General features: G+C 32.6%; 11 protein-coding genes. 5 read left to right on the top strand and 6 right to left on the bottom strand.

What is annotated here, in order from left to right:
• Nucleotides 1–5: 5 nt before the first annotated feature.
• Nucleotides 6–584, bottom strand: a complete 579-nt coding sequence (locus tag B4J88_RS13950) for a DUF3109 family protein (protein WP_038336749.1) — start codon at nt 582–584, stop codon at nt 6–8.
• Between the two features lie 71 nt (nt 585–655).
• On the opposite strand from B4J88_RS13950, the gene B4J88_RS13945 reads away from it, so the two are divergent.
• The 3 genes from B4J88_RS13945 (at nt 656) to rsmI (ending at nt 3,699) form a co-directional block, all read left to right on the top strand.
• The gene (locus B4J88_RS13945; protein ID WP_291067870.1) at nt 656–2,407 is read left to right on the top strand and encodes a 1-deoxy-D-xylulose-5-phosphate synthase; all 1,752 of its coding nucleotides are present in this window, start codon (nt 656–658) and stop codon (nt 2,405–2,407) included.
• Nucleotides 2,408–2,469: 62 nt separating this feature from the next.
• On the top strand, nt 2,470–2,964 hold the full coding sequence (locus tag B4J88_RS13940; RefSeq protein WP_038336746.1) for a DUF4252 domain-containing protein: 495 nt from the start codon (nt 2,470–2,472) through the stop codon (nt 2,962–2,964).
• 60 nt (nt 2,965–3,024) lie between these two features.
• On the top strand, nt 3,025–3,699 hold the full coding sequence (rsmI, locus tag B4J88_RS13935) for a 16S rRNA (cytidine(1402)-2'-O)-methyltransferase (RefSeq protein WP_221854392.1): 675 nt from the start codon (nt 3,025–3,027) through the stop codon (nt 3,697–3,699).
• On the opposite strand, the gene recJ is transcribed toward rsmI, so the two are convergent.
• The 3 genes from recJ to B4J88_RS13920 are packed head-to-tail and all read right to left on the bottom strand — an operon-like array spanning nt 3,696 to nt 6,876.
• A complete protein-coding gene (gene recJ, locus B4J88_RS13930) occupies nt 3,696–5,396 on the bottom strand; it encodes a single-stranded-DNA-specific exonuclease RecJ (protein WP_221854393.1) in 1,701 nt (566 codons plus the stop codon). The two genes, rsmI and recJ, sit on opposite strands and share 4 nt — an antisense overlap.
• Before the next feature lie 48 nt (nt 5,397–5,444).
• Nucleotides 5,445–6,194: a uroporphyrinogen-III synthase gene (locus B4J88_RS13925; RefSeq protein WP_114998197.1), complete on the bottom strand. Its 750-nt coding sequence runs from the start codon at nt 6,192–6,194 to the stop codon at nt 5,445–5,447.
• A gap of 7 nt (nt 6,195–6,201) precedes the next feature.
• Entirely contained in the window at nt 6,202–6,876 is a 675-nt protein-coding gene (locus B4J88_RS13920) for a DUF4271 domain-containing protein (protein WP_114998201.1), read from the bottom strand.
• A 66-nt stretch (nt 6,877–6,942) separates the two neighbouring features.
• Here B4J88_RS13920 and B4J88_RS13915 point away from each other — a divergent pair, with 66 nt between their 5' ends.
• Both B4J88_RS13915 and B4J88_RS13910 read left to right on the top strand, forming a co-directional pair.
• A complete protein-coding gene (locus B4J88_RS13915; RefSeq protein WP_291067869.1) occupies nt 6,943–7,665 on the top strand; it encodes a polyprenol monophosphomannose synthase in 723 nt (240 codons plus the stop codon).
• A complete protein-coding gene (locus B4J88_RS13910; RefSeq protein ID WP_286495291.1) occupies nt 7,662–8,060 on the top strand; it encodes a DUF4296 domain-containing protein in 399 nt (132 codons plus the stop codon). Before B4J88_RS13915 ends, B4J88_RS13910 begins: the two co-directional genes overlap by 4 nt.
• A gap of 154 nt (nt 8,061–8,214) precedes the next feature.
• Here the strand turns inward: B4J88_RS13910 and B4J88_RS13905 are convergent, their stop codons facing one another.
• On the bottom strand, nt 8,215–9,699 hold the full coding sequence (locus tag B4J88_RS13905; protein WP_286494932.1) for a RagB/SusD family nutrient uptake outer membrane protein: 1,485 nt from the start codon (nt 9,697–9,699) through the stop codon (nt 8,215–8,217).
• Nucleotides 9,700–9,714: 15 nt separating this feature from the next.
• A complete protein-coding gene (locus B4J88_RS13900) occupies nt 9,715–12,843 on the bottom strand; it encodes a SusC/RagA family TonB-linked outer membrane protein (protein WP_291047984.1) in 3,129 nt (1,042 codons plus the stop codon).
• Nucleotides 12,844–13,142 lie beyond the last annotated feature (299 nt).

Here is a 13,142-nt window from a genome sequence, read left to right as displayed (position 1 = left end):
TTTTTTTACTTTTTTTGGTTGTTTAATTCTTGTTGAATGGCCATTAATTCATCGTACCATTCTTGTCCAAATTTTCGGACCAACGAATCTTTTGCAAATGTTGCAACATTCACTTTCAATTCTTTTCCTAAGGTACAAGCATCCGAGCAGATATCCCATACATCATAGTTAACAGAAGTGAAATTTGAATATTCCTTAACACGAACTGGATACAAATGACAAGAAATTGGTTTTTTGTAATCGACCTTTCCATCTTCGTATGCTTTTTCAATACCGCATTTTGAAAAACCATTTTCTTCGAAAACTAAATAGGCACATTCGCGATTATTGACTAATGGAGTTACCCAATCGCCGTCAGTATCCATTGTGTACTTACCTTCTTGCTCAATCACCGCAATTCCTTCGGGACGCAAATAAGGTTTTACATCTTCATAAATATCGTCTAATACAGTTAGTTCGTCATCATTCAAAGGCGCTCCTGCGTCACCTTCTACACAACAAATCCCTTTACATTTGTTCAGATTACAAACAAAATCTTCATTTAGTAGTTCTTCAGATACAAGGGTTTTTCCTATTTGGAACATGTTACATTAAATTTTGTAACATGCAAAGGTACGGAAAATTCCTCAGAAAAATGTAATTTTGTAAAAGAATAATGGATAATCTACTTTCAAAAATCAATCATCCTAAGGAACTTAGGACTTTTGAAGCGTCTCAATTAACTGCTTTAGCTCACGAGATGCGCGAGTTTATTTTGGATACTTTGAGTGTAAAACCAGGACATTTAGGTGCTAGTTTGGGTGTGATTGAATTAACGATTGCATTACATTATCACTACAATACACCAAAAGATTTGTTGATTTGGGATGTTGGCCATCAATGTTATCCGCATAAAATTTTAACTGGTCGTCAACAAATTTTTGATTCATTACGTCAAAAAGACGGTATTTCTGGTTTCCCAACGCGTATAGAAAGTGAGTTTGATACATTTGGAACGGGACATTCTTCTACTTCTATTTCAGCAATTGTTGGAATGGCAACTGCAGATAAAATCAATCAAATCAATAGAAAACACATTGCAATTATTGGTGATGCATCGATTACTTCTGGAATGAGTTTAGAAGCATTGAATCATCTTGGATCTACAGATTTGGATGTTTTAGTGATTTTGAATGATAATGATATCGGAATTGATCCTTCGGTTGGAGGATTGAAAAAACATTTTAAATCATTAGAAAATCAATCCGAAAATATTTTCTCCAATTTCGGTTTAAATTTTATTGGAACAATTGATGGACACAATTTTGATGATTTACTAAATGCTTTCAATAAAGCTGATTATATAAAAGGTCCGAAAGTTTTACACATCAAAACAATAAAAGGAAAAGGTTACGAACAAGCCGAAATCGATCAAGTAAAATGGCATGCTCCAGGTTTGTTTGATAAAGAAACGGGCGAAATAAAATCAAAGAAAAAAGAAAAATCGTATCAAGATGTTTTTGGTAAAACCATGCATCAATTACTTAAAAATAACTCACAAATCGTTGCGATAACGCCTGCAATGTTAACAGGAAGTAATTTGGTGAAATGTCATCAAGATTTTCCTGAACGTGTTTTTGATGTCGGGATTGCAGAACAACATGCGGTGACGTTTGCAGCTGGTCTGGCGACGCAAAATACCATTCCGTATTGTGTGATTTATTCGACATTTTTACAACGTGCGTACGACCAAGTCATTCACGATGTAGCGTTACAGAATCTACCTGTTGTATTTTGTATTGATCGTGCAGGATTCGTTGGTACAGATGGCGCGACGCATCATGGTTATTTTGATATTGCATATTTGCGCGAAATTCCGAATATGATTGTTTCTTCGCCTCGAAACGAAAAAGATTTCAAAAATCTATTGTACACAGCGCAGTTTACAACTCAACCATTTGCTATTCGTTATCCAAAAAATAATATCCAAACAAGCAATTCTAAAGTCAAAAAAATAGAAATCGGTCAATCTGAAATTATTTTTGAAGGAAATCAATTAGCGATTATTTCGACTGGATTAATTAGTTCTCGAATCGAAGAAATTATCATCCAAAATCATCTTCAAGATAAAGTTGCTTTGATTGATTTTCCATTTATCAAACCTTTGGATGAATCTCGCTTAAAAGCTATTTCATTAAAATATTCTACCATTCTAACTTTTGAAGATGGAATAAAAAAAGGTGGTTTCGGAAGTGGAATTTTAGAGTTTTTAAACTCTATTCATTACAAAGGAAATATCACAATTAATGGATATCCGGACGAATTTATCGAACATGCTTCGATTTCTGAATTAGAAAAAATGATTGGTTTAGATGATTCATCGATTTTAGAAATGATTTTTTCCTACCTAAAAATTCAACAATCCTAAAAATTAATAATTTTCGGTACGAGAGTTGTAATAGCTTTTTCTAATTTATAAACACAAGAACAATGAAAAAAATAATCGGTTTATCTTTTATAGCAGTATTGTTAACATTGCAATCTTGCGGTACAACAAGCAACATGCAAGAATTCTACAAAAAATATGATAATCAATCTACTGTAATTCCTTTACCTTCTTTTGCGTTGAAATTAGCTGGAAAAGCTGGTGGAACAGATTTATTTAATTATTTAAAATCGGCTAAAGTTTTTGTTGTTTCAGATGCTGGACAAGGAAAGCAAAAAAGAATCATGAATGATTTGCAGTCATCTATGCGTGGTGAAAAATATGAGAACTTAGTCAAATTCAAAGCGAAAGACAGCCGTTTGAACATTTCATTACAAGAAGATGGCGGACGAGTTAAGAAAATGATTTTTGGAATTAACGGTTTACGAAATGTATTGGTTATCGATTCGAAATTAGATATTCCTAGAACAGATTTAGACAAAATTTTGGACAAAGTTTCGGCTGAAGATATTGCAGATTTAGCAGATATTTTGAAATAATATAGGAAGCCAGCTAATTTGCTGGCTTTTTCTTTTGAAATTACTTTGTAACTTTGTCGCATGAGTGGAAAATTATATTTGGTTCCGACGCCAATCGGAAATTTGGGAGATATGACATTTAGAGCGGTTGATGTGCTAAAAGAATCGGATGTGATTTTGGCAGAAGACACGCGAAATAGTGGTATTTTACTGAAACATTTCGAAATTTCTACTCCAATGCGTAGCTACCATATGCACAATGAGCATCAAGCAACTGAAGATATTATTCGTCAGCTAAAAGATGGTCAAATCATTTCGATTATTACTGATGCCGGAACTCCAGGTATTTCTGATCCAGGTTATTTATTAGCAAAAGAATGTGTAGCAAATAATATCGTAATCGAATGTTTACCAGGTGCAACCGCTTTTGTTCCTGCATTAGTTGTTTCTGGATTACCAAATAATGAATTTACTTTTGTTGGATTTTTACCTGTGAAAAAAGGTCGAAAATCGAAATTAGATTCATTAGTAGAAGAAAAGAAAACGATGATTTTCTACGAATCTCCACATAAAATTGGACGCACATTAAAAGATTTAGCCGAAGCTTTTGGAGCTGAACGCAAAGCAAGTTTATCACGCGAAATCTCGAAAAAATTTGAAGAAACTTTACGCGGAACATTAACTGAATTAGCCGAAATAGCTGAAAAAAGAAATTTAAAAGGTGAAATGGTTTTGGTTATAGAAGGACATCATTAATCGTTGAAGCGAATATCTTTGATATTCAATTGCCAAGTTCCTTTTCCTTGCCAATAATTCATTCCGATTGTGTAAACCATATCAAACGATTGTCCTTTCTCTAATTTTGGTCCAAATTTCCCTAATTTGAAACCAATTGCAGGAAACGTAATACGTGTATCTCGCTGATGTACGTACAAACGCGCGTGTTCTTTACCAACTAATCGGAAATCCGTTGCTAATAAATCCTTCGAAATAAAAACAGGATTCATATTATCTGGTCCAAAAGGCGCCATTCGCATCACCGATTCCAAGAAAGAACGTGTCATATCCTTAAAAGAAATCTCTTTATCGATCAAAATTGATGGCGTAAAATGTTTTCCATTCGACATTTCTTTCACTGTTTGATCAAATCTAATCTTGAATTCTTCAAAGTTTTCTTCTTTCATTGCCAAACCAGCAGCAGCCATATGTCCACCAAACTGTGTTAACAAATCTTTGTTTTTTTCGATTGCCGAATGTATGTCAAACTCTTGAATAGAGCGAGCCGAACATACAATTTCGCCTTCATTATTCTTCGTGCAAACAATGGTTGGTTTATAATACAAATCGACCAAACGAGAAGCAACAATTCCGATTACTCCTTTATTCCAAGAAGCATCGTAAACAATGGTCGAATATTTTTCTTTGGTATTAATTTGATCCAGTTGAAAAAGTGCATCATGTGTCATATCAAGATCCAAGGTTTTGCGTTCATTATTTAATGAATTTATATCATTCAAATATTTACGGCAATCCTCTTCATCTGTACTCAACATAAAACGAACCGCTTCCGAACCGTGTTTTATACGACCTGCAGCATTAATTTTTGGCGCAATAGAAAAAACAACATTCGAAATATTGACATTATTTTTAATATTAGTCGGAATTAATTGCTGAAAAGCTAAACGAGGTTCTGAATTTAATCGTTTCAAACCAGCAAAAGCCAATACACGATTTTCTCCTGTAATCGGAACAATATCAGCCGCAATACTTACTGCAACTAAATCTAAAAGAGATAAAAGATTTTCTTTCGGAAGATTAAATTTCTCGGTATAAGCTTGTACCAATTTAAACCCAACGCCACAACCGCTCAAATCTTTGTAAGGATAGCGACAACCTTTTTGTTTCGGATCTAAAACAGCGTACGCTTTTGGCACAGAACGATCTGGTAAATGGTGATCACAAATAATATAATCTATGCCTTTTGATTGTGCATATTTTATTTCTTCGTGTGCTTTAATCCCACAGTCTAAAGCAATAACAAGTGAAATATTATTTTGTACAGCGAATTCTATACTTTGTTGAGAGATTCCATAACCTTCATTATTTCGGTCTGGAATATAAAAAAAGACTTTCGAGTAGATAGAAGTCAGAAATTCGTAAAACAAAGTTACAGCTGTCGTTCCATCTACATCGTAGTCTCCAAATATTAAGATATTTTCTTCATCATCAATTGCATTTTTGATACGTGAAACCGCATCAGACATTCCTTTCATCAAAAAAGGATCATGCAATTCGTCTAAGGATGGATTAAAATACGATTTGGCTTGAGCAAAATTCGTAATTCCACGTTGGACTAATAAAATAGCAAGCACCTCAGATATGTTAAGCGATTCTCTTAAATCCTTAACAACTTCAGTATTGGGCTGTTCTTTTATTTCCCATCTTTTTTCCATCTCTTTAATTTACATATTTTTTAATTAGAGAGAAGGGTAAAGCGAATATTATTTTGATTTATTTGCTTCTTTCACGTATTTATCTAACGCCATTGTCATTGAAGGCGTTTGTGGTGTTGGCACCTCAATGTCTACACGTAATCCCATCTCTTTTGCTTGATCTACTGTCGATTTTCCGAAAACGGCAATTCTTGTATTTTCTTGCACGAAATCTGGGAAATTTTCGAATAATGATTTGATTCCTGAAGGTGTAAAAAATACTAAAATATCGTATTTTACATCAGACAAATCAGATAAATCACTCGATACAGTTCTAAACAAAGTTGCTTTTTGCCAAGTTAATCCTAAACTATCTAGTAAAGTAGGAACATTTAGTTTTAAAACATCAGATGCTGGTAATAAAAAGTTTTCGTCTTTGTGCTTTTTAAATAAAGGCACCATATCCGCAAAAACTTTTTCTCCAATATAAATTTTACGTTTTCTGTAAACAATGTATTTCTGTAAATAGAATGCAATTGCTTCTGATTCGCAAAAATATTTCATAGAGTCAGGAACAGTAAAGCGCATTTCTTCTGCTAAACGGAAAAAATGATCAATAGCGTTTCTACTTGTAAAAATTACAGCAGTCACTTTGCTAAAGTCAATTTTTTGTTGTCTTACTTCTTTAGCGTCTATTCCGACAACTTGGATAAATGGTCTAAAATCAATTTTGATTTTATTTCTTTTTTCAATCTCGTAGTATGGCGAGTTTTCTGCCTGAGGCTTAGGTTGAGATACTAATATTGATTTAACTTTCATAGTAATTTTAGATTACTTTACCTACAATTAATAGTTTTGCTAATACCATTATAGGTAAAATTTCTAGGGTGCAAAGGTACAAAATATTATAATACCAAACTGATTTATTGTCACTTATTTGTTTTGCGTATATATGATAAATTTCGAATATTCTATTCAAAAACAACAAAATAAAGCCAATCACCATCAAGTAATCTTTGTTAATTTGTGTGTAAAAAAACAAAAAACAAATAATAAGTAAGAGTAAAACATTTTTTGCATTGACAAAACTCGAGCTTTTCATAAAATATGAAACAGAACTAGATTCGTAGAAAACACGATAAAAAATTACCTCAATCATCAACCTAAAAAGCATAATCAAACTGATTACACCAAAGGTAATTCCGACACGTGAAAGATAATAAAACTTAAAATTTGGAATATGATTATAATTGATATCAAAATAAGAAACCAACAACAAACTTATCAGCAAAACCGTCACACCATTAACAATAAAACTAAATAACGTCGTATTATCATCCGTAAAACTCATGTATTCGGTTTTATTATCTAGCGTTTTGAAATTTTTCGCAAACAAGTATTTTGCTGCACAAACCAATAACAAACACACCGTCAAAGCAATAAGAACAGTATCATTGCCAAGTGTATTTTTTCCTATCGAGATTAAATCGTTTGTTTTCATAATTTTTTCAAAAATACAAAAGACTAACAATCTTATAACTATCTTTATGCCCACAAAATAATATTTATGTCGGACAAATTAGTTATTATCCCGACCTATAACGAAAAAGAAAACATAGAAGCCATTATTCGTGCAGCTTTGGCTGTTGACGGAGCATTTGATGTGCTTATTGTTGACGACAGTTCTCCAGACGGAACGAATGATATTGTAAAACGTTTGATTCCTGAGTTTAATGGACGTTTGCATTTAGAAATTCGTACCACAAAAGATGGTTTAGGACGCGCTTATGTACATGGATTTAAGTGGGCTTTAGCAAATAAATACGAATATATTTTCGAAATGGATGCCGATTTTTCGCATAATCCAAATGATTTACCTCGCTTATACCAAGCTTTAGCAGATGGTGCCGATTTAGCTATTGGCTCACGCTATTCTAATGGTGTAAATGTTGTGAATTGGCCAATGAACAGAGTTTTATTGTCTTATTTTGCGTCGAAATATGTGAGCATCATCACGCGATTACCTGTTCATGATGCTACAGCAGGGTTTGTTGGTTATAGAGCAAACGTGTTGAAATCTTTGGATTTGGATAAAATACAATTCAAAGGTTATGGTTTTCAGATTGAAATGAAGTATAAAACGTGGATTAAGAAGTTTAAGCTAAAAGAAGTTCCGATTATTTTTACGGACAGAACTTTAGGCGAATCAAAAATTAGTTCTGATATTATTGGAGAAGCCGTTTTTGGTGTAATTTCGTTACGATTAAGAAAAATATTTGGCAAATTATGAAAAACTTGATCTTTTTATCACTGATTTTTTTGAGTATTTTTAGTTGCGCACCAAAAAATTACGACAAACCAAAAGATCTCATCGGTAAATCTGAAATGATTGATATTCTTACTGATTTATATATTAGTCAACAAGGATTGCAGATGTTTCCTATTCAAAATCAAGATCAAAGTATCGATTTAGCAAAAGATGCGGTAGATATTATGAAAAATTATGATATCACATTTCATCAATTTTCTGAGAGTTACAAATATTATATGATGCAACCTGAAAAATTCAAAGAAATGCTGAATGATGTGAAAATAAATCTTGAAGATAAATTATCTGACGAAGAAAAAGAGCGTCAAAAAAATCAAAAGAATAGCTTAAATAATACCATAAAAGCAGAAAAATAACAAAAACCCTCAAGTGAATCACTTGAGTTTTTTTTTGTTTACTATATTTTAGTATACATAATTTTTTTTTAAATAAAATCGAGGCTTTCCAAATGGAAAACCTCTAAAAATGTTATATTTCTCTATGAGGAGAAGATATATATAAAAAATGTTATCACGATGGATTCTGTTCACACAACGGATTCGAATTGATTTCAGCGACAGGAATTATCCATTGCCATTTTAAATCTGTTGGCTCTATTGTATAAACGTTGTTAATAACAGTTGCATTGTGATTTGCTCCTGTACGATCTAATTTTTGACCTAATCGTTTTAAATCGAAGAATCTAAATCCTTCTCCCCATAATTCGATTCGTCTATTCAGTAAAATCTGTTGATAATATGCATCCCCAGAAGTTGTAAATCCTGTGAAAGATGTATCCCTTGCTTTTTCTAAAGTTGTTAATACTGCTTTAGATTCTGTTTCTTTTCCTAATTTATATAACGCTTCTGCTTCTATCAAATACATTTCTGCCACACGCATAAACGGTACATCTCCTAAAGAACTTGATGTACTTTGTGCTAAAAATTTTTGAGATGTATATGCAAATAGTGAATAGTTAGACGGTAAATCTAAACTTGTATGCTTTCCTGTCGGATCCACAACTTGCGTACGAACATCTGTTGTTGGAAAAGCATTGTACAAATTGGTATTCATCACTTTTGGAGCAGTACGAATTTGAGATGAATTGTAATTTCGAGACATATAAGCATGGAAATTTCCGAAATAGTCGGATTGATCTTCTTGAATTGTTACGCCCCACATCCATTCTGGATTTGAATAATCATTAAACCCAGCTTTGTATTGCGTTTGTGACATTAACGAAAATTGTGATTTTACCTCGTTAGCATATTCAGCAGCTTTTGCATAATCTTGCTGAACCAAAGCAACTCTTGCCATAATACCTTTTACATTTTCGATCGAAAAATGTGAAGCATTAGACGCTTTTTTTCCTGTTAAATAAGTTTCTGCTTTGGCTAAATCATTCCAAATTTCAGTATAAACTTCTTGTACAGTTGCACGCGTTTTTGGATCAACATCTTTTGGATCATCTCTTAAAACAACTCCTAAATCAGAATTTGCGGCACCTGCTACATATCTTTTACCATACAACTGAACTAATTGAAAATATCCAAATGCACGGTAAGCATAGGCTTCTCCAATAGCTTGATCTTTTATATCCTGATCTCCCGATGCATCATCTCCGTATGTAATAATGTTATTAGCATTTTTGATCATTTCGTACCAAAATGTCCAAGGATAAGATGAAGTTGTAGAAGAATTGTTGCTTTGAGAAATCCATCTTAATTCACTTACAAACCAGCCATTTCCAGTAGAAGGAAATACAACATCTTCTCCCATTACATCTGTAATAATCAGTTGTGCTGTATAACCATTATTACCTTGAGATTCATTTTGTCTAACATACATATTTCTATGCATTCCATTTATTGCAGCCATTAAGTTATCTGCTGTAGAATAAATTGTTTGATCACTTACTGAGGATGTCGGAACAACATCTAAATAATCATCATTACATGATGATAACGAAAATGATGATAATCCAATAACTACTAGTAATAATTTTATCTTTTTCATTGTAAATTCATTTTTTTAGAAAGAAACATTTAGTCCTAAACTTACTGTTCGAGACGGAGTGTAACGATAAGTTGTTGTACCGTTGAATGACTGCGCTGGTTCTAAACCTTGTCTTGCGGTCCAAGAATATAAATTCTCACCAGAAACATAAACTCTCAAATTGCTTAAACCAATTCCTTCAATTGCTCGTTTATCGAAATTGTAACCTAATTGTACTGTTTTGATTGTTAAATAATCTGAACTAACCAACCATCTTGACGAAGCAGCAGAAGCATTTGTTGTATTCGCAGTACTCATAATTGGCACATTTGTAACATCTCCTGGACTTTTCCAAGCTGATAACATATCTGTACTAATTGCTTGTCCTTGTGGATAAGAACTCATTAATAACGCATAATTACTATCATATGTTTTTCCTCCTAATTGATAATTCAACATAATTGAAGCATCAAAATTTCCAACTCTGAAATTATTTGTAATACTACCATAAACATCTGGTAATGATGATCCTGAATAATCATACAATGCATTCGCATAATTAGTAGTTACTTTAGTTCCGTTAACTGTACGTGTATTAGAATCGTCTGCTTTTGTTGGATCTTGAACATACAAAGCTGCTCCATCCGAAGAGTCTACACCATACCATTGACGCAACCAGAAATCATACAAAGAATGACCTTCTGCAATACGTTTTGTTCCATTGATAATTGCATCATCTTTTCCATTAGCCATTTTCAACATTTCGTTTTCGTTATGAGCAGCAATCAGACCTAAATCCCATGAGAATTTATCATTTCTAACAATCCCAAAGTTTAATGAAAGCTCGATTCCTTGATTTCTCATTTTACCAATATTTTGATAAATAGAATTTCCTGGAACTCCAGCAGAATTTGGCACAGGAACAGCGAAAATCATATCTTTTACATCTTGTAAATAATATTCTAATGATCCTGAAATTCTATTTCTGAACAATGCAAAATCTAATCCTACATCAAACGAATTTTTAGATTCCCATGTTAAGTTAGAATTACCAACTTGACCAAGTAAGACTCCCGATTCTGTCCCATTGTTATATCCCAAAGAATATAAATCTAAATCGACCTCATAACCTGGTTCTTCGCCAATTCCGCCATCATTCCCAACTTGTCCATAAGAAGCACGTAATTTTAATTCATTAATAACTGATGAATCTTTTAAGAAATCTTCTTTGTGGATATTCCATCCACCACCTACAGACCAGAAAATACCTTGATTATTTTCATCCGAAAAACGAGATGACTTATCTAAACGAGCAGAAGCAGACAACAAATATTTGCTTGCATAATCATAGTTAACGCGTGCAAAATATCCTTCTTTTCTAATGATGTAATTGTACCCCGTTGCACTTGTTGTATTCAAGAAATTGACTAGTTCATAAATACCAGAAACAGTTTCTCCAGTTTTACGAATATTAGAATAATCAGTTTTTCTCTCAAAACTTTCGTGACCTAAGATTGCATCGAAGTTGTGTAAACCGAATGATTTTCTATAATTTAAGATTTGATTGAATGTTGTACCTGTATACTTATATTCCGTAATTTCTAAAGCAGCAGTACCAGACGCATCTCCAATTTCTTTATTACCATATTCTTTGTATTTGTAATTTCTTACATCATATGATAAGTTTGAAGTAAATGTTAAACCTTTTGCAAGTTTAATCTCTGCATTAAATCTTGAATTAATAGAATTAGAATCTTGATATTGATTATTCAACAAAGTTTCTTGCAACACATTTCGTCCAGAACTTGCACTAGAACCTCTACCACGAGATTCGTTTCCATCATAAACAGGATTTCCTTCTGTATCATAAACACGTTGTCCATTTGCATCATACAAATAAGGCGAATAAATTGGCCCCATTGCTCGTGTAAAATAAAATGGATTGATATAAGAAGAACCTCCACTAGAATCAGCTTGATTCGATTTAATTAAACTTCCTGATAAATTAGTTCCTAATTTTAACCAATCTGTAACTTGAGAATCTACATTTACACGTGCATTATAACGTTCGAAATCAGATTTTATCACATAACCAGATTCTTTATTATAACCAAAACCTGCAAAATATGTTGTCTTCTCATCACCACCCGAATAATCTATATCATACTTTTGAAAAGACCCTACACGAGAGATATAATCTTGCCAATCAAAATCATTGTATAAAGCATCAGATGAAGTTAAAACTCCATCTACAACAACTTGATTATCGGCAACTCCGTAAATATTATTTTTAAGATTATTTGTAATTAAATTCGTTGAAGCATAAGCATTCGCTTGTGCTAATGTTGCAGAAGAATTTGAAGCTAAATAGCCATTTCGCATAGATTCCCAAGTAGCAACATAATAATCTCCTGCTCCAACTCTCGAATATTCTGGTATAGCTCTCGTTACAACTCCTGTATTTGAAGATAATCTAAAAGATCCTTTACCTTTTTTACCTTTTTTTGTTGTCACCATAACAACTCCATTTGCAGCTGATGCTCCATATAAAGAAGTTGAAGCAGCATCTTTTAAAACGGTCAATGATTCGATATCATTTGGATTCAAATCTTGTAAACTTCCTGTGTAGATAACCCCGTCTACAACATACAATGGCGAACTAGATAAGTTATAAGAACCTACTCCTCGAACTTGCACTTCCAATCCAGAACCAGGCTGACCAGAACCAGTTGAAACTTGTACGCCAGCTACAGCACCATCTAAAGCTTTTGCCACATTAGATAAAGGTCTGTTTTCTATATCTTCAGCTTTTATAGTTCCCACAGAACCAACTACAGTTTCCTTTTTCTGTACACCAAAAGCGGTTACAACCGTTTCTGCAAGATCTACAGTAGTATTAGACTGTAATTTAATAACACCTAAATGATTGCTCGAAACAACATAATCTTTTCCATTAATGATTAAAATATCACCAATTTTAGCATCAATATCAAATTCTCCATTTTCATCTGTGTAAGCTACTTTGTCTGAACCTTTGATTCTAATTTGCACATCTGCTTCTGGAAAACCATTGCCATCATTTATAATTCCTTTCGTTTGCCCATACGAAAATGCAGCAAAACCAAGAAAAGCGAATAAGCTTAATGAAGTTAATTTTTTTCTCATGTTTAATATAAATTGATGCTACAATGATATTTGACATCTTTAACTTCGAGATTATTTTAACTTTCATTCAATTTTAATTAGAATTTACTTAACATAAATAATGAATGATTTTGTTTATTATTTAATGGAATAATTAAGTAAAATTTTAAACATGACGTTTTAACTATTTTTAACATAATAATTGTACTAAAACGCACAACCTGATTTTCAGAAGATGAAAAAAATTGTAAAAAATAAATTTTTATGCTTCTTACAAAATGACTTAATATAAAAATCAAACAGACTTCAAAACAACTAAA

Source organism: Empedobacter sp. UBA5036 (assembly GCF_002415215.1).
Lineage (GTDB): Bacteria > Bacteroidota > Bacteroidia > Flavobacteriales > Weeksellaceae > Empedobacter > Empedobacter falsenii_B.
The sequence above is the reverse complement of the archived record's forward strand: the minus strand, read 5'-3'. Positions and strand labels throughout refer to the sequence as shown.

Excerpts from the sequence above, each read along its gene's own strand:
- recJ (WP_221854393.1), bottom strand. The coding sequence starts at position 5,396 with ATGGAAAAAAGATGGGAAATAAAAGAACAGCCCAATACTGAAGTTGTT.
- B4J88_RS13940 (WP_038336746.1), top strand. The coding sequence starts at position 2,470 with ATGAAAAAAATAATCGGTTTATCTTTTATAGCAGTATTGTTAACATTG.
- rsmI (WP_221854392.1), top strand. The coding sequence starts at position 3,025 with ATGAGTGGAAAATTATATTTGGTTCCGACGCCAATCGGAAATTTGGGA.
- B4J88_RS13950 (WP_038336749.1), bottom strand. The coding sequence starts at position 584 with ATGTTCCAAATAGGAAAAACCCTTGTATCTGAAGAACTACTAAATGAA.
- B4J88_RS13915 (WP_291067869.1), top strand. The coding sequence starts at position 6,943 with ATGTCGGACAAATTAGTTATTATCCCGACCTATAACGAAAAAGAAAAC.
- B4J88_RS13920 (WP_114998201.1), bottom strand. The coding sequence starts at position 6,876 with ATGAAAACAAACGATTTAATCTCGATAGGAAAAAATACACTTGGCAAT.
- B4J88_RS13945 (WP_291067870.1), top strand. The coding sequence starts at position 656 with ATGGATAATCTACTTTCAAAAATCAATCATCCTAAGGAACTTAGGACT.
- B4J88_RS13925 (WP_114998197.1), bottom strand. The coding sequence starts at position 6,194 with ATGAAAGTTAAATCAATATTAGTATCTCAACCTAAGCCTCAGGCAGAA.
- B4J88_RS13900 (WP_291047984.1), bottom strand. The coding sequence starts at position 12,843 with ATGAGAAAAAAATTAACTTCATTAAGCTTATTCGCTTTTCTTGGTTTT.
- B4J88_RS13910 (WP_286495291.1), top strand. The coding sequence starts at position 7,662 with ATGAAAAACTTGATCTTTTTATCACTGATTTTTTTGAGTATTTTTAGT.
- B4J88_RS13905 (WP_286494932.1), bottom strand. The coding sequence starts at position 9,699 with ATGAAAAAGATAAAATTATTACTAGTAGTTATTGGATTATCATCATTT.